Raw genomic sequence first — 24,098 nt, 5'->3', positions numbered from 1 at the left:
CTCCGCTCGAGCGGCGTGCCCACAGCAGTTCCCCTGAGTAGTGCGGCCGGAGCCGAACGACGCCGGCGCGATCGCGGCGAGCTTGCCCGGCTGGCGTTGCTGTCCGCCTTGCCGATCCTGAGCCTCGTCGTAGTCGTCATCGGCTGGGACGCCGCGGTGCGGTTCGAACTCTTCTCCGCCCGGCTCCTGCCCGCGCCCGCGCAGGTTGTGCACGCCGCGCGTGAGATGTACAGCGACGGAACGCTGTTCGCTGATTCCGTCGCGAGCTTTCGGCGGGCGCTCCAGGGCTTTGTCGTCGGATCGCTGATCGCCATCGTGGTGGGGACCCTCACGGGCCGATCGCGCATCGCCCGGGGGCTGTTGGAGCCGACGATCCAGATCGTCCGGCCCATCCCGGCAATTGCCCTGGTGCCGTTGGCAATCCTGTGGTTCGGCATCGGTGAAGAGTCCAAGCTGTTCCTCACCAGCCTCGGCGTCTTCTTCCCGGTCTGGGTCAACACGCACGCCGGCATCGCGGCGACACGCGACGACCATCTACGGGTGGCGGCATCGCTCGGCGCGTCAAAATTGTTGACGTTCAACAACGTCGTGCTGCCGGGCGCACTGCCATCGGTCCTCACCGGCCTGCGTCAGGGGATCGCGACGTCCCTCATCCTGATCGTGGCATCCGAGCAGTCCGGCGTCACCGAGGGGCTCGGTTTCCGGCTCGACCAGGCGCGCCTGTTCAGCCAACCCGACCGGTTGTTCGTCTGTCTCGGGGCCCTGGGTATCGTCGGCGCCCTCGCCGATCAGCTGTTCCACCAGGCCACCCGTCACACCGTGCGCTGGGCGAAGGAACAGTCGTGACCGCCGGCGACATCACGGTCGGCTCGCTGGCGGTGCGTTACCCGGGCGCGGACCGTCCCATCGTCGACGGCCTCGACCTCACCATCGAATCCGGGGCATTCCTGACGATCCTCGGGCCGTCGGGTTGCGGCAAGTCGACCCTGCTGAATGTCATCGCTGGATTCGTCAGGCCGACAACGGGTTCGGTGGCTTTCGCGGGTCGGCTGGTGACCGGACCGGGACGTGAGCGGGGCGTCGTGTTCCAGCGCGACGTCCTGTTCCCCTGGGGCACCGTCGGAAGCAACATCGGGTTCGCGCTGCGCGCGGCGAAGGTGCCCCGCGCGCAGCGGCGCGCCCGGATCGCCGAGTTGATCAGCGCGGTCGGTCTCGCACCGGACGTCGCGCACAACCGTCCACACGAGCTGTCCGGTGGCATGCGGCAGCGCGTCGGAATCGCCCGTGCCCTGGCGAATAGCCCGCGAGTGTTGTTGATGGACGAGCCATTCGGTGCGCTGGACGCCTTGACCCGCCAGCAGATGCAAGACCTGGTGGTCGAACTGTGGGAGCACAGCAGGCCTACCGTCGTCTTCGTCACGCACGATGTGGACGAGGCGATTCGCATCGCGTCGTCGATTGTCGTGATGGACCACACCGGCGCCATCGCCGATCACCTCAGCAACCCGCTGCCGCGGCCTCGGCCCGCGAGCCGTCTCGGCGAGTTCGACGATTACGCGGCACTGCGCCGTCGTCTGCACGATCTGCTGCACGGGCAGCAACCGGCCCTCACCTCGGGAGAACACGGATGAACACACATCGGAAGATTGCCGCGATATTCGTTGCCGCGCTGGCGGTTCTGGGCATTGCGGGCTGCAGTGGTTCGAGTAAGGAAAGTGCGGCCGACTCGCTCACCCTGGCGTGGGTGGTCGACCCGTCCTGGGCGCAGGTGCCGGTCGCCAATGATCTCGGATATTTCAAGCAGCACGGGGTCAACGTCAAGATCGTCCCGTTCCCGACGGGTGCCGCGGCGCTTGAGGCGCTGGCGGGCGGCGCGGTGGACATCGCCAATGGCGGCGATGTCCCCACTTCGGCTGCGGCGCTGAAGAATCCGAATCTGCGGGTTTTCGCAGACGGAGCCATCTGGCCGGAGGGCAGATTCGTCGCGCGCCGCTCGGCCGGCATCAACTCGATTGCCGACCTGGCCGGCCGCAAGATCGCCGTGCCTCTGGGCAGCAGCGCGCATTACTTCGCGAGCCGATTCCTCACCGAAGCCAACGTGAAGGCGGACCTGATCCAGACCGGACCGGCCGAGATCGTCACCGCGATCACCAATCACAACGTCGACGCGATCGCCGTCTTCCAGCCGGCGCTGGCGAAAGCGGTTGCGGCACTGGGCAGTGACGCAATAGAGCTGCAGGGACGGCAGAAGTACAACCAGCACAGTCTGTACCTGGCCAACGCGAGCGTCCTCGACTCGAAGAAGCAGGCGGTGGGCAAGTTCGTGGGGGCGATCCGCAACGCCGATGCGCCGCTGTCCGGTCAGGACCCGGCGGCCCTGACCGCGGTCGCGAAAGCAACAGGGCTGGACGACAACCTGATCAGCCAGGTCACGTCGGAGTTCAGGTACCAGACGCACCTCGGGCCGGAACTCGCCGCTGATCTCGCCGACCGCGCCCGCTGGGCGCAGAGCATCGGCCGCATCCCTGCTGACCAGCACATCCCCGACTACCAGAACATCATCGCCGGATCGTTTGTGACGGAGAGCAATTCATGAGCGGGGCATACCTGATCGGCTTGGGCGGCACCATCTCCATGCACCAGACCGCGCAGGGCGCGGTGCCTGTGACCGGGGCGGTCGAGCTGTCCGAGACCGTGGCGGGCTTTTCCGGCGCCGAGAGCCTCGCACTGGTCGGTGGTTCCGAGGTCGACTTCGACCTGTTGGAACGTCTCGTCGCCCGGGCTCGCGAACTGGTTGCCGACGGGGCCGGCGGCATCGTCGTGACCACAGGCACGGACTCCATCGAAGAGGTGGCGGCCTGGCTGTCCTACCGGGAGAACTGGCCGGTGCCGGTGGTGGTCACCGGCTCGATGATCCTCGGCACCCGGCATGACAGCGACGGCCGCGCCAACTTGGCGGACGCGCTGGCGGTGGCGTCCTCGGGTGCCGACATCGACCCGGTGGTGGTGTTCGCCGGGAAGATCTTCGATGGCCGTGAGGCCGTGAAGGTTTCGGGGGTCGTACGAGACGCCTTCGACGCGCCGGGGCGCGGGCCCATCGGCTACGTCGTCGGCGGCCAGGTCCAGTGGCACCGGTCTCCGCAGCGCCGCACGAGCCATGGTGATCCCACCGGTCCGATTCGGCCGGTGCCCGTGCTGCTGGCGGCGTTGGGTGACGACGGATCGGTGTTCCGTGCCGCGGGACAGGCGCAGCAGGCGATCGTGGTGGCGGCGAACGGCGCCGGCAATCTGCCGCCGAAACAGGCCGCGGCAGTGGAGGAACTCATCGACGGCGGCCGGTTCGTCGTGCTGACCACGCGGGCTGCGGACGGTCGGGTCGCTCCGGTGTACGGATACCCCGGTGGCGTGGCCGGACTCGTCGAACACGGTGCGCAGTTGGCTGCCGGGATCTCACCGCACCGCGCGCGGCTGCTGGTGACACTCGGGCTGGCACAGGGCCGGGACAACGACGGCCTGCGGGCGTTGATCGACAGCGAGATTCGCGCATGACCCGCGCCGCCGTCGACTCGGCCGTGGACCGTCGTGAACTCGTCGAGCTCACCACTCGTCTGGTGGCCGCCGGCCAGCCGTGGTGCGAGAACAGCCTTGATGGTCCGAGTCGCCCGCCGGAAGAGGAGCGCATCGCACGTCCGCTGGGTGAGTTGTTGCGCGAGTGGGGCTTCACCGTCGAGCTGGTGGGCCGCACGCCGCAGCGACCGAATGTGGTGGCGACGAAGCGCTTCGGCGCCGGTCCGACCCTCATGCTCAACGATCACCTCGACACCTACCCGTCCGGCCCGCCGAGCCGGTGGCGCATCTGCGCCGGAAATCCCTATGCGGCAGTCGAATCGGATGGCCGGATCTATGCGCGCGGCACGTCGGACACCCGCGCCAACCTCGCGGCGCTGCTGACCGCGGCCAAACGCCTCGTCGACGATCCGCCGGAGTACGGGACCCTGCTGGTGGTCCTGACCGTCGACGAGGAACGCAACGGCATCGAAGGATCCAAGTACCTGGTCGACGAACACGGCCTGCGTCCCGACGCCTCAATCACAGTCGAACCGACCGCGCGGACCGACGACGGCCACAGCGGTATCGCCCTGGCGGTGGCACAGACCGGTCATGCCCTGCTGGACATCACGGCCCGCGGGCGGTCGAGCCACATCTGGCGGCCTGATACCGGTGTCAACCCGGCGCTGTTTCTGGCTGAGTTCCTGTCCGGCATTGCCGCCGATCCTGTGGGGGATTGGCCGGTTTCAGTGGTGGGCCTGCACGCGGGGGAGGCCGGCATGGCGCAGTTCACTCCGTTGGAGGCGACCGCACGCGTTGCGGCCGTCAACATCGGCCCCGACGTGGTCGCCGGCCGGTTGCTCGAAGAGTTTCACCGCCGCCTGACGGCGTTGCGCCCCAAAGGTATCGATGTCGATGTCGAGTTCGCGCCCGGCCCGACGTTCGTCGCGGGCACTGTACCGCTGGCGGCCGGCGATCCGCTGGTTGCTGCGATCCGGAGCGCGTACCGCGGTGTCACGGGCGAGGATGTCCGCACCTACACAAAACCGGCTTTCAACGACACCATCCGCTTCCGCCACGTCGGCATTCCCGCGGTCACGTTCGGCCCCGGTGACGACGGGTGGGCAGTGTACGACGAGAGCATCAGCATCGACAGAATGGCAACCGCCGTTCAGGTACTCGAAGCCGCTGTGCGGGAATATTTTTCGGCTACCGGCCCGGCTTAGTGCGTCGCCAGGTGGTCATGGACACAGGCGATGAATGCCTGGCATGCCGCCGAACGCAGGTGCGGTCGCGGTGCGACGAGATGTACCTGGCGGTGCATCTGGACGCCTGTGACGGGGCGAAGCGCCAAGGTGCTGTCGCTGTCGGCGCGGGTGCGCGCAACCGATTCCGGCAGCAGCGCCACCCCGAGGTTCTGCCGCACGAAGTGCACGACCTCATCGACCCGGGTGACCTCGAAGGCCACCCGGCGTGGCACGCCGGCGAAGCCGCGGTCGGTTTCGTGGCGAAGTCCGTAACCGAGGGGAAAGTCGATGAACGGCAACGCCGCCAGTTCGGTCAGCGCCACCGCCCGCTGTCGGGTCAGCGGGTGATCGCGGGGCATGACCGCGATCAGCGACTCGGTGAACAAGTGGGTGAAGTCCAACTGGTCGCTGGCCGGGGAGACGTTGGAGCCGACGATGGCCGCGTCCAGCTTGCGGTCGCGCGTCGCCGTCAGCAGGACGTCGCTGCCTCCGCTGCGCAGGGTCACGCTCACGTCCGGGTAGCGCGAGTGAAACGTCGCCATCAGTGTTGCGACGTCAAGGCTTTCGGACGGCACCTCCATCATCCCGACGGTCAGGCGTCCGGTGACGGTGCCGCTGAGGGCCTGGGCGTCGACTTTGATCTGGTCGATGCCGGCGACCACCTGGTGTACCAGCGGCAGGAGCGCCTCACCGGCCGGGGTGAGCGAGACAGCCCGGGTGGTGCGCTCGAAGAGCGTGACGCCGAGCTCCTCCTCGAATTTTCGCACCTGCTGGCTGAGCGCCGATTGCACGACAAAAGAAGTCTCGGCCGCTTTGGTGAAGCTCTTGGCTTCGGCCAGGGCGACCACGTAATGGAGCTGCTGCAGATTCATGGTTATTCACTTTCAATGATGAATCGCATCATATCTATTAACTGGACTCCTAGGTGCAATGCGGAAAGGATGGGTTGATGTCCCGTGCGATTCCCCTCCGTCCGCAGAGTCCGTTGCACAGCAATGACTGCTCGGTGGCTGCGGTGCGCGACGCCATCACTGCGGAATTCGACGCGGTGCCCTTCCTCGGCGAGCTGACGTGCTCGCACACGTCGGTGGTCGCCGGCGCGGTGGAGGAAATCGTCTTCACCTACACGGTCGGCCGGTCGGGCATTGCCGACAGCGGCTGGCTCAAACTGTGCTTCCGCTACTACTCCGACTGGGACCTGCAGACCGCTGATCCCGCCGGACGCGACTATGCCAGCGCGCAGTTGGTCAGCAGATCGCTGGTGGGGCGTGCCTCCGAAGCCGGTGCGGCCACCGTGCAGCAGCTCGCAGTCCGATATGACGTCAAAGGCGGGGAGCGGCCGTTCCAGAAATCGTTGCTCATCCACGCGGTCGACGGCTACCTCCGTCCCGGCGACGTGATCGAAATCCGGCTCGGGGACCGGCGATTCGGTGGTCAGGGCACCCGCGTGCAGACTTTCGTCGAGGACGAGTTCGAAGTGCATCTGTTCGTCGACCCGCTGGGTACCTCCAGGATGGCCCGGGCCGGTGTCAACCGGCTGGCGATCGTGTCCGGTCCGCCCGAGCGAGTCGTGGTCCGCGGACCACGGCTGGTGCGCAGCGACGCCGGTGCTGTCACGCTTCGCGCTCACCTGCAGGACCGCTGGGGCAACGCCTGCACTGATACCGCTGCCACACTGCGTGCGCTCATCGACGGCGCCGCCGCAGCCGAGGCGCACGCGCCGTCCGCGGGATGGGCAAGTGTGTCCCTCGTGGTGCCGGCGCGCGCCGCACACATCGAGGTCGTCGCCGACACACACGCGGAAGTGCGGCCTGCCGACACCGTCCTCGACGTGATCGACGACCTGCCCGCCCCGCGTGCGTTCTTCACCGACCTGCATGTCCATTCGAACGACACTGTCGGCACCCAGGACACTGCCTGGAACCTGCGCTATGCCCGCGATATCGGGGCACTCGACGTTGTCGGATACACCGCCAACGACTTTCAGATCACCGACGAGGCCTGGATCGATGTGGTCGACGCCTGCCGGGCGATCTCGAGCGACGGTAGCCTGGTCTGCTTCCCGGGTGTCGAGTGGTGCGGCACCGCTGGTGTGGGCGGTGACCACAACGTCGTCTTTCTCGGCGACGACACCACGCTGGCGCGCTCGCTGGAATGGCACCAGGGGATGGCCAGCACCGTGCCGACACCCCAAACCTGGCCCATCACAGAGCTTTACGCCGCCTACGAGAAGGACCCGGATTCGTACCTGCTGATCCCACACGTGGGTGGCCGGCGCGCGATCCTGGACTGGCACCATCCCGAGCTCGAACGGCTGATCGAGGTGCACTCGTCCTGGGGGAGCAGTCCCTGGTTCCTGGAAGATGCGCTGGCCCGCGGCCTGCGTCTGGGCGCCAGCGCCGCCAGCGACGAGCACCGTGGCCGGCCCGGAGGTGGGGCGCCCGGAGCGAACATCTTCGGCGGATTCGGCGGTCTGACAGGCGTTCTCGCGCCGCAGCTCACCAAAGCCGACGTGGGACGCACGCTGCGTGCCCGCCGGACGTGGGCGACGACCGGCGCGCGTGCCGTCGCGCTGCTGCGCAGTGGCGACGCCTGGATGGGCGACGAAATCGACACTGAAGACGACGAATTGAACGTCGACTACGTGCTGTACGGCACGTCCGGCTGGGACGAGATCGCCATCTACGACAGCACGGGGCGACTGTGGCAGCGCAACCTGCACAACGAGACCGGACTGTCCGACGAACTCGTGCGCATCCGATGGGGTGGAGCGCGGCACCGCGACCGCTACCGGTGGGCGACGTGGTCGGGGGAAGTCCGGGTGACGGGTACCGAGTTGCTCGATGTAACACTCTGGGCCGCAGCGCATCCGGAGCAACACTTCGACGCTGCCGGTGAGGCCGTGCGCTGGCGGACCACAACCTACGGTTCGGACGTCGGCATCGTGGTGCGGTTGGCGGATCTCGCGGCGGCCCGCTTCCGAATTCAGGCGTCGGTGCACGAGGACGGCTTGCACGTGGAGCGCGAGTTCTCGGGTGCCGAGTTGATCCGTGCCGGTCACATCGAAACCGCCGTGGGCGGGCTGAATCTGCGGTTGCGCGCCGAACGGGTGGCCGAATTCTCCGCGTTGCCCACCACGGTGACGGGCGACCTCGTGCTCGGTCTGCCACCTGGCACCAGTGCCACGTATGTGCGCGCCACCCAGTCCGACGGTCATCGGGTGTGGACCAGCCCGCTGTTCGTCACCCGTTCGGGCGGCCAGACGCGATGTCCCGAGCCGGCCTGACCTCGCATGTCACCCGCTCGATCGACATCAAGGAAAACCGTGTTCTCTCAACGTCATTTCACCCGGCTGCTCGCGCTGGGCGCGGCGATCACCGCCGTCGTCGCGCTGGCCGGATGCGCTACATCGACCAAGTCGGCGTCGTCGTCTCCCGTGCCGTTGCGGCTGGGCTACCTGACTCGTGTCACTCACGCGCCGGCGCTGGTCGGCGTCAACGACGGGCTGTTCGCCCACCAGCTCGGCTCCGGGGTCACCTTCACCGCGCAACCGTTCAGCACGGGCACCGAAGAGATCACCGCGCTGCTGTCGGGCCATCTCGACGCCGCATACGTGGGGCCCAACCCCGCTTTCAACGCCTGGCAGAAATCGAATGGCAAAGCCATCAAGATCATTTCAGGTGCCGCCAGCGGTGGTACCTCGATGGTCGTCCAACCGGGGATCACGTCTGCCCAGGACCTCAGGGGCAAGACGGTGGCTGATCCGGCGCTCGGTGGCACCCAGGACGTCAGCCTCCGCGATTGGCTCGCCAAGAACGGGTTGAAGGCCGATGCCCAAGGCGGCGGCGATGTTTCGGTCAAGCCGACCAATCCCGAATCGGCGATCGTCCAGCAGTTCGTGAGCAAGCAGATCGCCGGTGCGCTGGATTCCGCGCCGTTCGACGTGCAGATGATCAGAGCCGGCGGCGTGCGGTTGTGGTCGGACCCGAACACCATCACCGTGCTGGTCGTGCGCCAGGACTTCCTGGCCGAGCATCCCGACGCCGTGGCCGGGCTCCTGCGCGGCCAGGTTCAGGCCAATGACAAGATCGGCGCCGATCCCACGGCCGCGGCGCAGTCGGCCAATGCCGCACTCACGAAAACGCTTGGGAAGGGCCTGGATCCGGAGGTGTTGGCCGAGTCGTTCAAGGAGACGACGTTCACCAACGATCCGGGGATCGCGTCGCTGCGCGAACAGGTGAGCAAGGCCGTCGCCATCGGCCTGTTGCAGCCGCTGAACATCGACGGTCTCTTCGATCCGGCCCCGCTCAACGCAGTGCTGGCGGCATCAGGCAAACCGGCGGTTGCGGCGTGACCCGCTGTGCGGACGCCGGTGAGATCACGGTGACTGTTCCCACGCAGCCTCCGGTACCGCAGCCGGCATTGGAACTGGTCGACGTGACAAAGCGCTATGGGAAGGGATCTGCCGCGGTAGCAGCCTTGGACCCGGTCAGCCTGACGGTCACCGAAAGCGAATTCGTCTGTCTGGTCGGCAGTTCCGGTTGTGGCAAGAGCACGCTTTTGTCGATCATCGCCGGACTGGACGCGCCGTCGAGCGGGACGGTCGAGACGTTCGGTCGCCGGGTGGCGCTGATGTTTCAGGAGCCGGCTCTGTTCCCCTGGCTGACGGCAGCAGCCAACGTCGATCTCGCGCTGCGGGCGCGTGCGGTGCCGCGGGACGTGCGCCGCGAGCGGGTCGCCCGACTGCTGACCACCGTCGGGTTGGCCGAATTCGCCGGCAAGCGTCCACATCAGTTGTCGGGCGGTATGCGGCAGCGGGTTGCGCTGGCCCGCGCGCTCGCTCAGGACGCCGACGTGCTGCTGATGGACGAGCCTTTTGGCGCGCTGGATGCGCTGACGCGTGATCTGCTGCATGAGGAACTCGAGCGCATAGTCGAATCACGCGGACTGACAGTTGTTTTCGTCACGCACAACGTACGAGAAGCGGTTCGCCTGGCTGACCGGGTGATTCTCTTGGGGACTCGACCGGGTCGTGTGGTCGAAGAGTTCCAGGTTCGGGCATCGCGTCCTCGTCAGATCAACACCGCCGACGTCGCGGAGTTGGCGGCACACATCACGGGGCGACTGCACGAGGAAGGCAGCGGTGATCGTGGTCGGTAGTGGAGTCGCCGAACTGGCTGGGTCGGCACGGCACACCGCAGGTCGGCTGCAGTCGCTGCTGGCATCGCTGTGGGCGAAGGCGCTGGCCCTGCTGGTGGTGTTGGGGGCGTGGCAGCTGGTCTGTCTGAGCGGCTGGAAATCGTCCGTGGTCTTGCCCAGTCCCGCGGCTGTCGGCGCCACCCTGTGGCAGCAGTTGCACGATGCGGTGTTGTGGCAGGCGGTTTCGACGACGATGGCGCGGGCGGTCATCGGTTTCGGCTTGTCGCTGCTCATCGGTACGGTCATCGGCAGCGTTCTGTCCCGTAACAAACTGTTGCGCAACACGTTCGGCCCACTGATCACCGGACTGCAGACGATGCCGGCCATCGCCTGGTTTCCCTTCGCGATCATCTTCTTCGGTCTCAACACCTCGGCCATCCTGTTCGTCATCGTCATCGGTGCCGCGCCGTCGGTGGCGCTCGGCGTGATCTCGGGCGCCGACCACATTCCACCGCTGCAGTTGCGCGCGGCAAAGACCATGGGGCTGAAGCGGTTTGCGTTGTACCGGCATGTGATCCTGCCGGCCTCACTGCCGACGTTCGTCAGCGGATTACGTCAGGGCTGGGCGTTCGCATGGCGCAGCCTCATGGCGGGTGAACTGGTCGTGATGGTCGCCGGCACCGCATCGATCGGGGTCCTGCTGGAGAACGCGCAGAACATGAGTGACATGCCGCTGGCCATAGCCGTCATGATCGTCGTGCTGGTGATCGGCATCATCGTCGACTCGGTATTCGGCGTGGCGGATCGACAAATCCGCCGGTACTGGGGACTGGTCGACGGTGACCGCGAATGACCGGCGGTGCGGAACCATTCCGCCTCTGGGCCTTCGGCGATGCACACGTGGGCACCGACCGGAGATTCGGCAGAGACAGTCTGGCCGAGGCGATCTCGCAGTCCGAGGTCGGCGGGTCTGAGGGTGGCCCGGCGTTCGACTGGGACATCGCAGTGGACGTCGGCGACATGTCCGGCGCCCACCACCACCTGCCGGACGACGCCGAGGGGCGTGAGCTGCGGCGGCAGTTCGCCAGCCTGCGCCGTCATCGGCGCGAGGACATCTACAGCGTGTGCGGCAACCATGACCGCAGTGGGCTGGACGAACCCGAGGCCTGGTGGTGGCAGAAATGGGTTGACCCGCTCGGACAGCACACCGCATCTTCCGGAGTCGACAACGCCCGCCGGCCCTTTGCGGTCGACGGGGTTTGGCAGCACTACGCATTCCGGGTGGGGAACCTGCTGTTCCTCATGCTGAGTGACCGCAACGAACCAACCCAGTCTGTCGGTCGCGGCACGTTGGGCGGAAACCCCGGGGGAGTGGTCAGCGGTGAGACGTTCCGATGGTGGAAAGCCATGGTGCTGGCCAATCCGGACGCGATCATCGTCACGGTGCACCACTACGTCCTCAAGGACACCACGGTCGCCTCGGGAGAGTGGGAAGGCGTTCGTCGCGACGCTGACGGCCAGTTGGTCGAGCACTACCACCGGCCGTTCGCGGCAGGCACACCGCAGGGCGCGTCGTACCTGTACTGGGTCGACAGTCAGCCCGACTCCGGCGCCTTCGAGCAGTTCCTGGCCGCGCATCCGGGGCGAGTGCAGCTGTGGATCGCCGGCCACACCCACACCCATCCCGATGACAATTTCGGTGGCAAGAGTCATATCGAACAGCGCTGGGGCACATGGTTTCTCAACGTCGCCTCGTTGAGCCGGCACCACATGCCGATCACGACGCTGCCACTGAGTCGCTTGCTGACGTTCACACCGGGCAGCGCGGAAGTCCGGGTGCAGTGCTACCTGCACACCAGCCAGCACGCGCCGCAGGGCTGGTATGACAAGGCGGAGAAGGTGATTGCGCTGCAGACGCCGTTCCGCTGGACCGGTTCGCAGTCGGAATGATCTACAGCGATTTGCCGACGAGCGCGGCCAGATCGGCGATGCGGTTGGAGTAGCCCCATTCGTTGTCATACCAGGACACGACCTTGGCTTGGTTGTCGATGACCTTGGTCAGTCCCGCATCGAACAGCGAACTGTGCGGGTCGGTGACGATATCGGACGACACGATCGGCGCGTCGTAGTACTTCAAAATCCCCTTGAGCGGCCCCTCGGCCGCGGCCTGCATCGCAGCGTTGATCTCCGCAGCGGTCGCGGCCTTGCCCAGCTCGGCGGTCAGATCGGTGACCGACCCGGTGGGCACCGGCACCCGCAACGCATACCCGTCCAACTTGCCCTTGAGCTCGGGCAGCACCAGGCCGATGGCCTTGGCCGCCCCGGTGGAGGTCGGCACGATGTTGATCGCCGCCGCGCGGGCCCGGCGCAGATCCTTGTGCGGCCCGTCCTGCAGATTCTGATCCTGGGTGTAGGCGTGGATGGTGGTCATCAGGCCGCGCACGATCCCGAACTCGTCGTTCAAGACCTTGGCGATCGGGCCCAGACAGTTCGTGGTGCACGAGGCATTGGAGATGATGTCCTGGCTGCCGTCGTACTTGTCGTCGTTGACCCCCATCACGATGGTGATGTCCTCACCGGTCGCCGGCGCGGAGATGATGACCTTCTTGGCCCCGGCTTCCAGGTGGCCGCGGGCCTTGGCGGCGTCGGTGAAGATACCGGTGGACTCGACCACGATGTCCACACCCAGATCGCCCCACGGCAGCGCCGCCGGGCCTTCCTTGACCGCCAGGGCCTTGATCTTGGTCTCACCCACGATCAGCGTGTCCCCATCAGCACGGACGTCATAGGGCAGCCGGCCCAGGATCGAATCGAACTTCAACAGATGCGCCAACGCATCGGTCGAGGTCAGGTCATTGACCGCCACGATCTCCAGATCGGCGTTCTTACCCCCCGCTTTTTGCGCATCCAGGGCCCGGAAAAAATTACGCCCGATACGCCCGAAACCATTGACGCCGATCCGAATAGTCACTGCTGATGCTCCTCGCTTGATCGTTTCAGAACGAACCATACACTCATTGGGACTTTCCGCAAGCCCATTACGTACTTCAAATACCTAAGTGGTGTCGACTTACGCTTGCGTCGGCACGTGCCGCCTTGCTTCAATGGCAGCCATGGCGCTCAGCGGCACGTCGGTGTCACCCACTGCCGGCGAAGTGCTCGCCGTGATCCGGGATCACCGGGCTATTACCCGCAGCGAGATCGGCCGAATCACCGGCCTGTCCCGCACCGCGGTGACCACGCGGATCGCGGCACTGGAAGCCGACAATCTGGTGATCGAGCCCGACCATGTGGCGTCGACGGGCGGGCGTCCGGCCACGCAGCTCATGCTCAACGCCGATGCCGGCATCGTCTTCGCGGTGGCCATCGGGCGCAGTCGCACCCAGCTGGCATTGTGCAACCTCGCCGGCGAAATCCTCGCCACCGCCGAGATCGATCAGGAGCCCGGCATGGGCCCGGACGATCTGATGCCCGACCTGGTGAAACGGCTCGATGAGCTACTCGACGACTCCAGGCGCCGCGGCGACCGCATCTTCGGCATCGGTCTCAGTCTGCCGGGCACGGTCGATCGGCAGCTCGGGGCGAGCTTGGATTCACCGAACATGAGCGGGTGGGACGGTGTGCCGCTGGCGCCGTACTTCCGGCACCTCACCGATGCGCCGGTGGTCATGGACAACGACGCCAATGTGATCGCACTGGCCGAACGCCGTTTCGGATTTGCCGATGTGCAGGACATGCTGGTCGTCAAAGCCTCCACCGGACTGGGTGCCGGCATCGTGATGGGTGGGCAACTTCGGCGCGGCGCGGTGCAGGCCGCGGGCGATTTCGGGCACAGCAAGATTGCCGCGGCTGCCGGTATTTCGTGCCGCTGCGGTGACACGGGTTGTGTCGAGGCGGTTGCCGGCGGTTGGGCGATCGTGCGTGATCTGCGACGTGATGAGTACGCCGTGGGTCATCTGCGCGACGTCGTGGCGTTGGCGCATGGTGGGGACGCCAAGGCCCGCAGCAAGATTCGGGACAGTGGCCGGCATGTTGGCGAAGTGCTCGCGGCGGCTGTCAACCTGATCAATCCTGCCGTGTTGGTCGTGGCCGGCGACATGGTCGGTGCGTACGACGTGTTCGTGGCCGGTCTGCGAGAGACCCTGTACGGCAATGCCAGCACCCTGGCCACCCGCACACTGCAGGTCGTCCCTTCGGTGCTTCAAGAGCGCGTCGGCATTATCGGCTGCGCCACCACGGCGCTAGATCACATCTTGAGCCCGCGGATGATCGATACCTCCCTGCAGGCCAGACTCCAGCACTCAGGTACCTGACGTTCGCGCCACGCGACGGATGAGCTTTCGGGTGGCACTTTCCAGGATCTCCTGAGCCGCAGCTTCGTTGCGTTGTTTTTCGGCGCGCCTGACGGCCGCGGAAATCGTCAGACCTTCCTCGTACGCCGAGACCACCCGCGGATCGACGTACGAACTACGCGCTACCGCCGGGGTGTTGCCGAGTTCTTCGGCGACCTCGCGAAAGACCGCAGTCCGGGCACGACGGATGGCTGTCTTCGTGTCTGCCGGTGCAACGGCGGCGAAACCCGCGGCGGCGAGCACGGTGCCGTGCCACGTTCTCAGGTCCTTGACGCTGTACTCCTCGCCGACAAGCTCTTTGAATCGGGCGTTCAGGTCGTCAGCGTGCAGCTCCACGCAGCCCGAACCGGTGCGGCAGTACAGGAATCGGTCGGTCGGGCCTCGTCCCCGGCGCAGCGCTCGGACTGCGCGGACCACTTGTGGATCGGCCAGTTCCAGATGCCGCTGCACACCGCTCTTCGCCGGGTAGTCGAATATCACTGTGCCGCTGCGCACCTCGATGTGTTCGCAGCGCAGCGTGGCCAGTCCGCAGGAATCGTTGTCCTGGGCGTACTCCTCGCCGCCTGCGCGGAAATACCCGAGATCGATCAGATGCAGGGCCAGCGCGAGCACGCGCTCGCGGTGCAGTCCCCGGCCGGTGAGATCGGCTGCGATCCGGCCTCGCCAGTCGGGCAGGACCGTGGAGAGCTCGAGCACGCGGTCGAACTTCTCCTCGGTGCGTTCCTGTTGCCACACAGCGTGATAGAGGTACTGCCGGCGTCCCGCGGCGTCGGTACCCACGGCCTGGATATGACCGTTGCGGTGCGGGCTGATCCAGACTTTTCGCCACGCGGGTGGTATCACCAGGTCCTGGATTCGTTGCAGCGTCGCCTCGTCGGTCACAGGTGCGCCGGCGGTGTCGTAGTACGAGAAGCCGTTGCCGCGCCGCCTCCGTGTGATGCCGGGCGACGAGATGTCACTGTGTCGCAGCCTCATGGCAGACCTGCCCGGTGTCTGTGTCGCACCGTCGGTCCTTACCCCGGATCGGCTTCGGCGACACCTCTCCGACGCGGGCGTCAACCCCGGCGGTACCGGACAAAATGATGCGTAGGTCACAGTGTCCTACGTCACACTCTGAGCAGACTGCTCAACGTTTCCGCTGGCTGTTGACGTGATCTCGGCAACACGGCAGATTTCGCGGCACCGATTGCTTGTGGTTTGGCCATGCCGATCCCGATCTGCTCGTGTAGATTGCGGGACACAAGGGTCGGCGGTGCGAGTGGCTCGGGGCCGCGGGCACCAATCCTGCACAGGCAACAACACACTGAGGAAATTGATGTCTCGTTCACGTCTGACCAACGCCGTCACCATCCGTCGCGTGGCAGCGGCCATCGGCGCCGGCGCTCTTGTGGCCATGGGGGCCGCCACTGTGGCGGTTGCCGAACCGGCGCGGGAGAACCCGGTTGGCGCCAATGGCTCGACGACCACCAAGGAGGCGCCTCCCACCGCGCCGCTGACCCCCTCCGCCAGCCCGGTCGTCAAGGCCGCCCCCTACGGCAAGAGCTAGGCGCAAACACCGAAAGGCCAACTATTGCAGTCGATTTCGGCAAGCGCTTGCAATAGTTGGCCAGTCGGACGATGAACTCAGGCGCGCGGCATGATCATCACCGGGACCGGTGAATGACGCAGAATCTTCGCCGCGGCCGATCCGAGGAACACCCGCGCCGACTGCCCGGCCGCGCCCGACCCGAGCAGCAGCACATCACCCGGCGCCCAGCCCGTGTTCTCCACGGCCTGCTGCCAATCCCGCCCGCTGCTGACGACCATGTCCACGTCGGGCACCGCCAGATTTTCACGAACCTTGTTGAGCTGCTTGGTGACTTCGTCGGCCGTGCGCTTCGACCATTGCGCGACGACCATGTCCTCGGCACCCACCTCGAGTGAGGGCCCGCCGAACGCCCACGCGGGCCGCACGGTGAATGCCACGATCCGCAGCTTGGCGTTCCAGTCCCGGGACAGCTCCGCGGCAGCGCGAACCAGTCCATTGGTGTCGGCCTCACCGCCATAGGCCGCAGTGAGCCGACGGATCGGTTCGTGGCTGAAGGCATATCCGCGCGGCGCGATCGCTACCGGAACCTGCGCGGTGTGCACCAGCCGCTCCGTCACGCTGCCGAGGGCCACGCGTCCCAGTAGGCCGGACGACGACGATCCGAGCACCACGGCGCGGGCCTGAAACTCCTGGGCCAGCTCGAGCAATCCGGTTGGGATGGAACCGGATTCGTGCACCAGCGTCGGGACGTCCGGCCGCCCGGGCAGGCCGTCGACGACGGCCTGCAAGGACTGGGCCGTCTGCGCCTTGATGTGCCGCAGGTACTCGTCCTCGACCGGGTCGTTGCGTGGTGGCCACGAGCGCTCGAGAACGGCCGCCGCGATGACCTTCTCGCCGGTGGTCTGTGCGATCTGCACGGCGAGGTTGATCGGTGCGCTGCCTTGCCGGGACGCGCTGAACCCGGCGATGATCGTCACGCGACAGGCTCCTCGGAGGGCGCCATCGCGATCACGTTGGTCACCGGGATGTGGTAGTCGGACCGGGCGCGGTCGACCACGTCGAACCGGTGCCAGATCGACTGCTCCGGCGGCTCCGTCGCGATGACGATCTGGTCCGGCTCGAATTCGGCGACGGCGGCTGCCAGGGCGCGCAGCGGGCGATAGTCGCCCAACTTGCCGTCGGCCTCCAGGCTCGCCGAGTGCAGTGCGGCCAGTGTCTGGTCAAGGCGTTGCTGGGCAAGGACTTTGGTGGCTTCCCAGACGTCAAGGGGGCTGTGCGAGGCGGCGGCGCCGGTCTCGATCGGGCTGACCGGTACGACGACGTGATAGGTCGTGGCGTTGTCGGCACCGATCGCACGCAGTTCATCGAGCAGCTCGTCCGAGCCGACGGTTTCGTTGGCCAGCACGAGCACTCGGTGCGGCCGCTCGGTCGAGGTGACGGGCTCCGGCGCCGGCCGACGGGAGTTGAACCAGCGGTTGGCGAAGAACAGGCCGATCACGACAGCCCAGGACAGCAGGCTCAGCGTCAGTGCCCTTCTGTTGTCACCGCCCTGAACGAACATCTGCACCAGGATCGCGGTCATCGCCAACGCCGTGATGATGGACAGCACCGGGAACAGCCACATTTTGACTTTGAGCTTGTCGCCACCATTGCGGTACCGCAGCACGATCTGGGAAATCGCGATCAGTAGGTAGACGAAGAGGATGACCGCACCGCTGGAGTCCAGCAGGAACTTGAAGATGAAATCGGGGGAGAAGGCCGAGGCGATGACACCCAGGAACCCGATGACCGATGACGTGAGAATGGCGGCGGCCGGCCGCCGATCGCGATCATTGACAGCTGGCGCTGACTCAGGGCCTTCTTGAGGGCCGGTGTCCCACTCACGTCGTCTCCTTCGCGCTGCCCTGACGGCATTTGTCAGGGCAGTAACGCGCAACCATGCCGTACTGGGGGAGCGGTGGGATCGCGACGCCCGGGTCGGCGTCGTCGATTCCGAAGGCTCGAAGTTCGGCAATGACTTCGGGTTTCGTCGTGCGCTCGAGGAGGCTGTGCATCCGCACGTCGTCGACGGTCCCGAGCTGGCGGCTGAAGGTCATCGGCGTCATCGCCGTGTCGTCCAGTAGCACCGCGCGATTCAGCGATCGGGCCAGCAGGTCGACGATCGGCTGAATCTGGGCACTGGGATCGGTGCCGTGCGGTTCGGCCATGCGCCCCCATTCGGATCTGTGTCGGCGGCACCGCGCTCACAGGAACCGCAACGTTTGTTGCCGGTATCGTCGCACGGGCTCCGCGGCGGACGGGGCGTTGACGGTGGAGATGGACGATGTTGCCGGCAGTGTGGTCGGAAGTGCGGTGGGCCTTCACCCCACCGCGCAGCTGGCTGCTGGGCGTGGCGGCCAACGTCGTGCTCGCGCTGCTGTGGCTCGCCGTGGAGCCATTGACCTCCGGGGGACGGCATCATCAAGACTGGGTGATCCTCGTCGGCACCTACTTCTCGTCCTTCGTCCTCGCCGACACCACGACGACCAATGTGCTTGGCGCCGACCATGATCGGGTCCAGCGGAGTCTGGACGCAGCTACGGCGCCCTGGCGGATATTGCTGCAGAAGAACCTGGCGCTGCTGATTCTTGTCGGACTTCCCACGCTTGCGGCCGCAGCAGTGCTCACCGTCTGGCTGGAAACCCCGGCCCGGCTCGGCGTGACGATCCCGAATGTCGCGGTGCCGATCGTGTCCTGGCTGGGCGTGGGCAACGCGGTGTCGGTATTGCTGCCGGTTGCCGAAGTTCCGCTGGTGCAGCGGTGGGGCCAGCGTCGTGACCGGCGCCGTATCGCACTGTGGTTGTCGTCGCTGGCGTTGCCGTACGCCTTGTATTTCGTCGCCGACCCGGTCGGCGGCGTCGAACACCGTGAACTGTGGCGGTCGCTACCGAACGCCGTCGCCCACGTCTTCGGGCCCGTCCTCGGCCGCGACACGAAAAGTGCTGTGCACCTAGGTATCGCGGTTGTGGTGTGGCTCGCCGGGACGCTGTTTGCCGACTGGTGGGTGCGGCGCCGGGGCGTGCGGTTCCGCTGACCGCTACTGTGGTGGCGCTGTGTCCTGTGCGGTCTGCTCCGGGCCTGGGAGCCACGGCGCGCTTGCCGGCATGTGGGCCGGCGCCGCGGTGGTCGGCCGAGTCCCGGCAGGCGCGGGACCGCGGCCGGCCTGATCGGCGGCCTGCACCGTCGTCGATGACCATGGCGCGGGTCCCGCCAGTGCGTCGGCCGCCCACCCGGCCTGCAGTTGACTCACCGCGAAGTTGACACCCTGTGTGACCAATCCGCTGTCCTCGTAACTGTTGTGGGCATCGAAGCTCGACCCGTGCGCGTCGCACACGAGGTCGTTGGGTGCGCACAGATCGATGGTCTTGGGCTGGTAAACCGGGCCGACGGTGACCGAGGGGGAGCCGATGGCACGCATGAACCGTGGGGAGGGCTTGCCGAACAAGGCAACTGCTGCAACATGATCCGCCACGTCCGGTGGCATGGGAGCCGGCACCTCAGCGGCGGAGATTCCGTCAGGAATGGTGCCCGCGGTGACGAAGCCGGCAACCGCGGCGCCCTGCGAGAACCCGCCGAGCACCATCTTGGTCCGCGGACAGGCTGCCGCGGTCGTCACGATTTGCCTACGGGCATCGCGGATTCCGTCGACGGCGGTGGGGAAGTCGGTTGTCGCGGGATAGTCGACCGCATATACGTCAAGGGTTTTCGGGCTGATGGCGGTACGCAGTGAATTGATGAACGCCGTCCCGACCCCGCCAGGTCCCGGCGCTTCGTCGGTACCACGGGCGAAGACGACCTGGGCGTCGGGGCAGTCGGCTGCATGTGCTGCCAGTGGGAGCGCTGCGGACATCAATCCTGGTGGTAGCACCAGGATTGCGACCAGACTTCTGATTCGGCTTTTGCTTTTGCTTGGCCTCACCGGTCCATGCTGACACATCGGCATCTCGTCCGCGCGTTAGCTGAGCTCGGCGCGTTCAAATCGTGACATACCAAAAGTCCGTTATTGCGTTTCGGCGGTGACGAATTCGGCGATCGCGTTCCGTATCTGTTGCGGGCCAAGGCTTGCCGGCATCCGTCTGTGCAGGCAGCGTCCGCGGCGCGTGCGGTACTGCCGCCGTGGTTGGTCGGCGTGGGCTTCCGGCGTCGTTGGGTGCCGGGTCAGCTTGTGGGACTGTCGCTTTCACCGTCGTCACCATCTCCGCCCTTGGGTGGGTAGAGCGTCGGGTGGTGATACTGGTTCGTCCTGGGTTGGCCGACATCGAGCAGTGGTGGTGGGGTCCAGTGGGTGCGGCCGTCGGGGCCCATGGTGGTGGTCCAGCCGCCGGTGTCGACGAGGCGGTTGTCGCGGCCGCAGGCCAGGGTCATGGTGTCGACGTTGGTCAGGCCGTCATCGCGCCAGTTGGTGAGGTGATGGGCCTGGCTGCGGGAGGCGGGGGCGGTGCAGTTGGGGCGGGTGCAGCCGTGGTCGCGCCCGAACAGTGCGAGGCGTTGGGCGGTGCTGGCGGTGCGGGCTGCCCGGCCGAGATACAGGGGTTGGCCGGTGTGCTCGTCGAAGATGGCGAGGTAGTTGTCCGAGCCCTGGGCCGCCATCCGGATCAAATCCCTGATCGGGAGCTTGGTCCCGGTGTGCGTGAGCGCCACCCCGGCACGCTTCTCCAGGTCGGTGACGGTGCAGGTGCCGACCACCGCGACGGGGAACCCGTTGTGCACACCCGACGTCCCGGAGGCCAGCATCATCCGGCCCACGAACGTGAACGCGTCGTACTGGCGCTGAGCGAGGGTGCGGGTATCCGCGTCGATCTGCTCTTGAGTGGGTGTGCCGGAGTAGCAGGGCTGCGGATCGGCGGGGTCGCACATGCCGGGGGCGGCGTACTTGTCGAACAACACTTCCCAGTAGGCCCGCCCTTCGGGGTCGAGTTGGGCGGTGACGTCGGTGCGTCCGTCGGGCCGCTGCTTACCCATCACGAACGAGCGTTTCGGGTCGGGCTCGTTGTCGTCGGGTTCGGGCCCGTCCTGATCGAGCCGATACAACAAGTCCGCCGCGAATTTGCGGAGGTCTTCGGGGGTTTTGGCCCTCGCATCGGCCACCAGATCCGCCTCACACTGGGCGAGGGTGATCGGGTCGGCCGCCCACAGCGGCAGCTTGCCGAAGAACCAGGTGATCACCGCGATGTGCTCGGCATTGATCGCACCGTCAGCCAGGGCGGCGGCGACCAGTTCCCACACCGGACCAAGTGGCTCCCCGGTGATGGCCGAGCGCGGGCCCAAATTGTCCGTGTCGCGGACCCGGCGGCGGGCTTCTTCGCGGCTGATCCGCAACCGCACATGCAGGACTTCGGGCCAATCCTTGGCCCCGATCTCTTTGGCGGTGGCTTGGGTTTGGGCGGCGGCCAGGATCTGGTGATCGACGGCCTCGGCCGCACACTTAAGGGTTTCGCGGCGGGACTGCACCTCCAACAATGTCCGCACATCCAGGCCGGTGTAGTCCAGGGCTGCGAGCCGGGCCTGCGCAGCCTCGTAGGCGGCGTAGGCCTCCTCGACGGCGGCTGGATCGGTCATTCCCATGCATCGAACACTAGTTCGAAGGTCCGACAAGAAACCGCGGTTTGGGACGCCTGTGCCGAAAGTGACCAATGAGGTCAAATAGTTTGCCGGGCCAGATGATCCACCTCGTCGAGGTCGTATGCCAGGGCCTGTCGCCTGAGGTCGACTTGACGATCAGATGTCCGCACTGCATCATTTGAACATGTTCACTGAACACGTTCAATCCAGAGCGGCGGCGCGCGATGAGACTCGCGCGAAAGTGCTCTCGTCGGCCGAACGGCTCTTCCGGCAACAGGGTTTCGCCGCGACGACCGTCCGGCAGATCGCCACCGATGCCGGTGTCAGCACTGGCACGGTGATGGGGGTCGGCGATAAGGACGGGTTGCTCATCGAGGTGTTCGACGAGTGGATCGGCGCCGTGCACCGTGACCGTCAAAGTGGCGGGGGAACGCAGGATTCGTTGACCCCCGAGGGCGCGGTCGACGCCGTGATCGGATTGCTCGCACCGTTTCTCCGGTACTTCGCCGAGGATCCTGCGTTGTCTCGGCAGTACTCGTCGATCATCGTCCGCGGCACCCATGAGTCGGCGATCTTCCGCGACCTCGCCGTCGCACTCGTCGCCGAACTGCGGAATGTGCTGGCGTGCGCCGGCCTGCCCGATGCTGCTGCGGAGCGCGCGGCCCGGGTCGTCTACTTCGCCTACCTCGGCATCGTCATGACCGGTGGCAACCACGCCTCGGGTGGCGCGTCGGTGCCAGACCAGCTGCGCGACGTCGTCCGTTGCGTCATCCACGATTCAGTACAAGGAGATGAGCAGTGACCGGAATTCCGCACTACTGGTGGCCCACCGCGATCTTGGCGGCGGCGCTCTTCGGTGATGCCTTGATGTCGATCCGCCCGCCGCAATTCATCCGCGGATGTCTTGAGGGAGTGCGTCTTCCGGAGGATTGGTGGTGGGTGCTGATCGTCGTCAAGCTGCTCGCCGTGGCGGGACTGCTGGCCGGCCTGAAGTATCCCGGCATCGGGGTGGCGGCCAACGCCGGCGTGATCGTCTACTTCCTGTGCGCGGCCTATGCGCACTACCGCGCGAATTTTCTCAAGCAGGAATTCTGGCTCAATTGCCTTGGCATGCTTGGACTCTCGGTCGGCGCCTTCGTGCTGTCGTACGTGATATGACGGCTACCGGAGCATCATGACGGTGAACGCGATGACACTGACCACGACGATGCAGGCGCGTAAGGCGTTGGGGGGCAGGCGGCGTCCGATCTTCGCCCCGATGTAGCCGCCGATGGTCGAACCGACGGCCAGCAGCAGCGCCGGTAGCCACGCCACCTGGCCGACGACGATGAAGATGATGGCCGCGACCGAATTGACCAGTCCCACAGAGATGTTCTTCACACCGTTGAGGCGCTGCAGATCTTCTGACACGAACAATCCGAACAGGGCCATCATGATGATGCCTTGCGCCGCACCGAAATAGCCGCCGTACACCGCACACCCGAACACGCCCGCGTACAGCGGCGCGGCATGGTCAGTGGACCGCGGCGCGCTGCGTCGCGCATCGAGCGCGCGGCGCAACACGGGCTGCACCAGGACCAGTGCGCCGGCCAGCAGGATCAACCACGGTACGACCGCGGTGAATGCGCCGGGCGGCAGTTTGAGCAGCAACACCGCACCGACTATCGCTCCGGCCAGTGAGACCACGCCGAGCCGGAGGATGCGCGGGCCCTGGCCGCCGAGCTCGTGCCGGTAGCCGTAAGCGCCGGTGAAGTTGCCGGGCACCAGTCCCACGGAGTTCGACATGTTGGCGACCAGCGGTGGGTAACCGACGGCCATCAGTACAGGGAAGGTGATCAGGCTGCCGGAGCCGACCACGGCGTTGATCACTCCCGCGGCGATGCCGGCCAGTAGCACCGCGGTGATCGCGAGGGCGGTCAGGGGCGCGTCTTACTGTGCGGTCTCACCCCGTGAATTCTTCACTGGTGTTCCTGTGAGGTTTCAGCGGCCTGGAAGACCTGCTCGACGTCGGCGGTGGTCAGCGTCTCGACGCCGATGAGCGCCAGGTCGGCGAGCCGCTCGGGCGTCGCCTGCGAGGTGGCGTCGGTGACCAGCGCGGCGCGGAAGTCGCGCTCGGAGGCGTCGAACAGGGTGGCGCGCGGACAGTTGGGCAGGTTGCAGCCGGCCACCACGACAGTGTTGACGCCGAGGTCGCGCAGATGCTCTTCCAGCGCCGTGCGGTAGAACGCCGACCACCGTGGTTTGAACATGACGACCTCGCCCGCCGCCACGTGCTGGACGCCGCCCGCGAGTAGCGAGTCGTAGTCGAGGGGATGTGCCAGCAGTTCCCCGGGTACCGCGGCTCCGTCGGTGTGCGGGGCGGCGATCTGCTTCCCGGACTCGATGGCGGCCCGGCGTGGGGGGTCGGCATCGCTGCCGCCGGGGACGTACAGACGCACGATGTGCACGATCGGCCGGTGCGCCGCGCGGAACGCCGCGAGCAGCCGGGCCATCGCGGGCACCCGTTCGGCGGTGCCGTCGACTTGCGACGGGCCCGAGACGAAATCGTTCTGCACGTCGATCAGCACCAGGGCGCTGCGTGCCAGGTCAGGGGAGGTGTAGTCGTGGCCGGCAGACACAGCTGCGATCTTTCCAGACAACCTGCCGACGTGAGCCACTCTTGACGACCTGATCGCGGCAATG

Annotated in this window: 24 protein-coding genes and 1 pseudogene; 15 read left to right on the top strand and 10 right to left on the bottom strand. The window is 66.5% G+C overall.

Features of this window, described 5'->3' with window-relative positions; genetic code table 11:
* Positions 1–15: 15 nt before the first annotated feature.
* From ACZ5IQ_RS20305 to ACZ5IQ_RS20285, 5 genes are read left to right on the top strand one after another with little or no spacing between them, the layout of a single operon-like run.
* On the top strand, positions 16–846 hold the full coding sequence (locus ACZ5IQ_RS20305; RefSeq protein WP_464480152.1) for an ABC transporter permease: 831 nt from the start codon (positions 16–18) through the stop codon (positions 844–846).
* Positions 843–1,631, top strand: coding sequence for an ABC transporter ATP-binding protein (locus ACZ5IQ_RS20300; protein ID WP_464480151.1), 789 nt, complete (start codon positions 843–845; stop codon positions 1,629–1,631). Before ACZ5IQ_RS20305 ends, ACZ5IQ_RS20300 begins: the two co-directional genes overlap by 4 nt.
* Positions 1,628–2,596 (top strand): ABC transporter substrate-binding protein, encoded by a 969-nt coding sequence (locus tag ACZ5IQ_RS20295; protein WP_133426833.1) that lies wholly within the window; start codon positions 1,628–1,630, stop codon positions 2,594–2,596. The genes ACZ5IQ_RS20300 and ACZ5IQ_RS20295 overlap by 4 nt, the downstream gene beginning before the upstream one ends.
* The gene (locus ACZ5IQ_RS20290; protein ID WP_135358064.1) at positions 2,593–3,549 is read left to right on the top strand and encodes an asparaginase; all 957 of its coding nucleotides are present in this window, start codon (positions 2,593–2,595) and stop codon (positions 3,547–3,549) included. The genes ACZ5IQ_RS20295 and ACZ5IQ_RS20290 overlap by 4 nt, the downstream gene beginning before the upstream one ends.
* Complete coding sequence (locus ACZ5IQ_RS20285) at positions 3,546–4,775, top strand: M20 family metallopeptidase (RefSeq protein WP_464480150.1); 1,230 nt, start codon at positions 3,546–3,548, stop codon at positions 4,773–4,775. The genes ACZ5IQ_RS20290 and ACZ5IQ_RS20285 overlap by 4 nt, the downstream gene beginning before the upstream one ends.
* On the opposite strand, the gene ACZ5IQ_RS20280 is transcribed toward ACZ5IQ_RS20285, so the two are convergent.
* The gene (locus ACZ5IQ_RS20280) at positions 4,772–5,668 is read right to left on the bottom strand and encodes a LysR family transcriptional regulator (protein ID WP_064859914.1); all 897 of its coding nucleotides are present in this window, start codon (positions 5,666–5,668) and stop codon (positions 4,772–4,774) included. The two genes, ACZ5IQ_RS20285 and ACZ5IQ_RS20280, sit on opposite strands and share 4 nt — an antisense overlap.
* Before the next feature lie 77 nt (positions 5,669–5,745).
* Here ACZ5IQ_RS20280 and ACZ5IQ_RS20275 point away from each other — a divergent pair, with 77 nt between their 5' ends.
* The 5 genes from ACZ5IQ_RS20275 to ACZ5IQ_RS20255 all read left to right on the top strand — a co-directional run bounded on the left by ACZ5IQ_RS20275 (position 5,746) and on the right by ACZ5IQ_RS20255 (position 11,885).
* Positions 5,746–8,082, top strand: coding sequence for a CehA/McbA family metallohydrolase domain-containing protein (locus ACZ5IQ_RS20275; RefSeq protein WP_464480149.1), 2,337 nt, complete (start codon positions 5,746–5,748; stop codon positions 8,080–8,082).
* 39 nt (positions 8,083–8,121) lie between these two features.
* Positions 8,122–9,150 (top strand): ABC transporter substrate-binding protein, encoded by a 1,029-nt coding sequence (locus ACZ5IQ_RS20270; RefSeq protein WP_464480148.1) that lies wholly within the window; start codon positions 8,122–8,124, stop codon positions 9,148–9,150.
* A gap of 68 nt (positions 9,151–9,218) precedes the next feature.
* On the top strand, positions 9,219–9,956 hold the full coding sequence (locus ACZ5IQ_RS20265) for an ABC transporter ATP-binding protein (protein WP_464481490.1): 738 nt from the start codon (positions 9,219–9,221) through the stop codon (positions 9,954–9,956).
* Entirely contained in the window at positions 9,946–10,788 is an 843-nt protein-coding gene (locus tag ACZ5IQ_RS20260) for an ABC transporter permease (RefSeq protein WP_464480147.1), read from the top strand. Before ACZ5IQ_RS20265 ends, ACZ5IQ_RS20260 begins: the two co-directional genes overlap by 11 nt.
* Positions 10,785–11,885, top strand: coding sequence for a hypothetical protein (locus ACZ5IQ_RS20255; protein ID WP_464480146.1), 1,101 nt, complete (start codon positions 10,785–10,787; stop codon positions 11,883–11,885). The genes ACZ5IQ_RS20260 and ACZ5IQ_RS20255 overlap by 4 nt, the downstream gene beginning before the upstream one ends.
* A gap of 1 nt (position 11,886) precedes the next feature.
* Here the strand turns inward: ACZ5IQ_RS20255 and gap are convergent, their stop codons facing one another.
* Positions 11,887–12,906, bottom strand: a complete 1,020-nt coding sequence (gap, locus tag ACZ5IQ_RS20250) for a type I glyceraldehyde-3-phosphate dehydrogenase (protein WP_464480145.1) — start codon at positions 12,904–12,906, stop codon at positions 11,887–11,889.
* Between the two features lie 142 nt (positions 12,907–13,048).
* On the opposite strand from gap, the gene ACZ5IQ_RS20245 reads away from it, so the two are divergent.
* Positions 13,049–14,248 (top strand): ROK family protein, encoded by a 1,200-nt coding sequence (locus ACZ5IQ_RS20245; RefSeq protein WP_464480144.1) that lies wholly within the window; start codon positions 13,049–13,051, stop codon positions 14,246–14,248.
* Here ACZ5IQ_RS20245 and ACZ5IQ_RS20240 read toward each other — a convergent pair.
* Positions 14,237–15,262, bottom strand: a complete 1,026-nt coding sequence (locus ACZ5IQ_RS20240; protein ID WP_464480143.1) for a DNA topoisomerase IB — start codon at positions 15,260–15,262, stop codon at positions 14,237–14,239. The genes ACZ5IQ_RS20245 and ACZ5IQ_RS20240 overlap by 12 nt on opposite strands.
* 340 nt (positions 15,263–15,602) lie before the next feature.
* On the opposite strand from ACZ5IQ_RS20240, the gene ACZ5IQ_RS20235 reads away from it, so the two are divergent.
* Positions 15,603–15,833, top strand: coding sequence for a hypothetical protein (locus ACZ5IQ_RS20235; protein WP_131808796.1), 231 nt, complete (start codon positions 15,603–15,605; stop codon positions 15,831–15,833).
* A gap of 77 nt (positions 15,834–15,910) precedes the next feature.
* Here the strand turns inward: ACZ5IQ_RS20235 and ACZ5IQ_RS20230 are convergent, their stop codons facing one another.
* The 3 genes and pseudogenes from ACZ5IQ_RS20230 to ACZ5IQ_RS20220 all read right to left on the bottom strand — a co-directional run bounded on the left by ACZ5IQ_RS20230 (position 15,911) and on the right by ACZ5IQ_RS20220 (position 18,022).
* Complete coding sequence (locus ACZ5IQ_RS20230; protein WP_064859728.1) at positions 15,911–16,792, bottom strand: universal stress protein; 882 nt, start codon at positions 16,790–16,792, stop codon at positions 15,911–15,913.
* Positions 16,789–17,667, bottom strand: a pseudogene (locus ACZ5IQ_RS20225) (amino acid permease); the annotation flags it as partial. The pseudogene ACZ5IQ_RS20225 and the gene ACZ5IQ_RS20230, both read right to left, overlap by 4 nt.
* A 28-nt stretch (positions 17,668–17,695) precedes the next feature.
* Positions 17,696–18,022, bottom strand: coding sequence for a hypothetical protein (locus ACZ5IQ_RS20220; protein ID WP_464480142.1), 327 nt, complete (start codon positions 18,020–18,022; stop codon positions 17,696–17,698).
* Positions 18,023–18,138: 116 nt separating this feature from the next.
* Here ACZ5IQ_RS20220 and ACZ5IQ_RS20215 point away from each other — a divergent pair, with 116 nt between their 5' ends.
* A complete protein-coding gene (locus ACZ5IQ_RS20215) occupies positions 18,139–18,888 on the top strand; it encodes a hypothetical protein (protein ID WP_138249974.1) in 750 nt (249 codons plus the stop codon).
* Between the two features lie 3 nt (positions 18,889–18,891).
* Here the strand turns inward: ACZ5IQ_RS20215 and ACZ5IQ_RS20210 are convergent, their stop codons facing one another.
* Together ACZ5IQ_RS20210 and ACZ5IQ_RS20205 are read right to left on the bottom strand one after the other, a co-directional pair.
* Positions 18,892–19,704: a cutinase family protein gene (locus tag ACZ5IQ_RS20210; RefSeq protein WP_138249973.1), complete on the bottom strand. Its 813-nt coding sequence runs from the start codon at positions 19,702–19,704 to the stop codon at positions 18,892–18,894.
* 308 nt (positions 19,705–20,012) lie between these two features.
* Positions 20,013–21,419: an HNH endonuclease signature motif containing protein gene (locus ACZ5IQ_RS20205; RefSeq protein ID WP_464480141.1), complete on the bottom strand. Its 1,407-nt coding sequence runs from the start codon at positions 21,417–21,419 to the stop codon at positions 20,013–20,015.
* A gap of 181 nt (positions 21,420–21,600) precedes the next feature.
* On the opposite strand from ACZ5IQ_RS20205, the gene ACZ5IQ_RS20200 reads away from it, so the two are divergent.
* Both ACZ5IQ_RS20200 and ACZ5IQ_RS20195 read left to right on the top strand, forming a co-directional pair.
* A complete protein-coding gene (locus ACZ5IQ_RS20200; RefSeq protein WP_464480140.1) occupies positions 21,601–22,218 on the top strand; it encodes a TetR/AcrR family transcriptional regulator in 618 nt (205 codons plus the stop codon).
* Between the two features lie 5 nt (positions 22,219–22,223).
* Positions 22,224–22,574 (top strand): DoxX family protein, encoded by a 351-nt coding sequence (locus ACZ5IQ_RS20195; RefSeq protein WP_464481489.1) that lies wholly within the window; start codon positions 22,224–22,226, stop codon positions 22,572–22,574.
* 3 nt (positions 22,575–22,577) lie between these two features.
* On the opposite strand, the gene ACZ5IQ_RS20190 is transcribed toward ACZ5IQ_RS20195, so the two are convergent.
* Complete coding sequence (locus ACZ5IQ_RS20190) at positions 22,578–23,312, bottom strand: sulfite exporter TauE/SafE family protein (protein ID WP_464480139.1); 735 nt, start codon at positions 23,310–23,312, stop codon at positions 22,578–22,580.
* A gap of 62 nt (positions 23,313–23,374) precedes the next feature.
* Positions 23,375–24,034 carry a cysteine hydrolase family protein gene (locus ACZ5IQ_RS20185; RefSeq protein ID WP_212806479.1) on the bottom strand — a complete coding sequence of 220 codons (660 nt, stop codon included), beginning with the start codon at positions 24,032–24,034 and terminating at the stop codon, positions 23,375–23,377.
* Positions 24,035–24,098 lie beyond the last annotated feature (64 nt).

The organism is Mycobacterium toneyamaense, assembly GCF_055384815.1.
The sequence above is the reverse complement of the archived record's forward strand: the minus strand, read 5'-3'. Positions and strand labels throughout refer to the sequence as shown.

What these genes read in the sequence shown, in the direction of transcription:
- ACZ5IQ_RS20295 (WP_133426833.1), top strand. Translation starts at nt 1,628, where the DNA reads ATGAACACACATCGGAAGATTGCCGCGATATTCGTTGCCGCGCTGGCG.
- ACZ5IQ_RS20290 (WP_135358064.1), top strand. Translation starts at nt 2,593, where the DNA reads ATGAGCGGGGCATACCTGATCGGCTTGGGCGGCACCATCTCCATGCAC.
- ACZ5IQ_RS20285 (WP_464480150.1), top strand. Translation starts at nt 3,546, where the DNA reads ATGACCCGCGCCGCCGTCGACTCGGCCGTGGACCGTCGTGAACTCGTC.
- ACZ5IQ_RS20280 (WP_064859914.1), bottom strand. Translation starts at nt 5,668, where the DNA reads ATGAATCTGCAGCAGCTCCATTACGTGGTCGCCCTGGCCGAAGCCAAG.
- ACZ5IQ_RS20275 (WP_464480149.1), top strand. Translation starts at nt 5,746, where the DNA reads ATGTCCCGTGCGATTCCCCTCCGTCCGCAGAGTCCGTTGCACAGCAAT.
- ACZ5IQ_RS20255 (WP_464480146.1), top strand. Translation starts at nt 10,785, where the DNA reads ATGACCGGCGGTGCGGAACCATTCCGCCTCTGGGCCTTCGGCGATGCA.
- ACZ5IQ_RS20245 (WP_464480144.1), top strand. Translation starts at nt 13,049, where the DNA reads ATGGCGCTCAGCGGCACGTCGGTGTCACCCACTGCCGGCGAAGTGCTC.
- ACZ5IQ_RS20240 (WP_464480143.1), bottom strand. Translation starts at nt 15,262, where the DNA reads ATGAGGCTGCGACACAGTGACATCTCGTCGCCCGGCATCACACGGAGG.
- ACZ5IQ_RS20235 (WP_131808796.1), top strand. Translation starts at nt 15,603, where the DNA reads ATGTCTCGTTCACGTCTGACCAACGCCGTCACCATCCGTCGCGTGGCA.
- ACZ5IQ_RS20220 (WP_464480142.1), bottom strand. Translation starts at nt 18,022, where the DNA reads ATGGCCGAACCGCACGGCACCGATCCCAGTGCCCAGATTCAGCCGATC.
- ACZ5IQ_RS20215 (WP_138249974.1), top strand. Translation starts at nt 18,139, where the DNA reads ATGTTGCCGGCAGTGTGGTCGGAAGTGCGGTGGGCCTTCACCCCACCG.
- ACZ5IQ_RS20210 (WP_138249973.1), bottom strand. Translation starts at nt 19,704, where the DNA reads ATGTCCGCAGCGCTCCCACTGGCAGCACATGCAGCCGACTGCCCCGAC.
- ACZ5IQ_RS20205 (WP_464480141.1), bottom strand. Translation starts at nt 21,419, where the DNA reads ATGGGAATGACCGATCCAGCCGCCGTCGAGGAGGCCTACGCCGCCTAC.
- ACZ5IQ_RS20200 (WP_464480140.1), top strand. Translation starts at nt 21,601, where the DNA reads ATGTTCACTGAACACGTTCAATCCAGAGCGGCGGCGCGCGATGAGACT.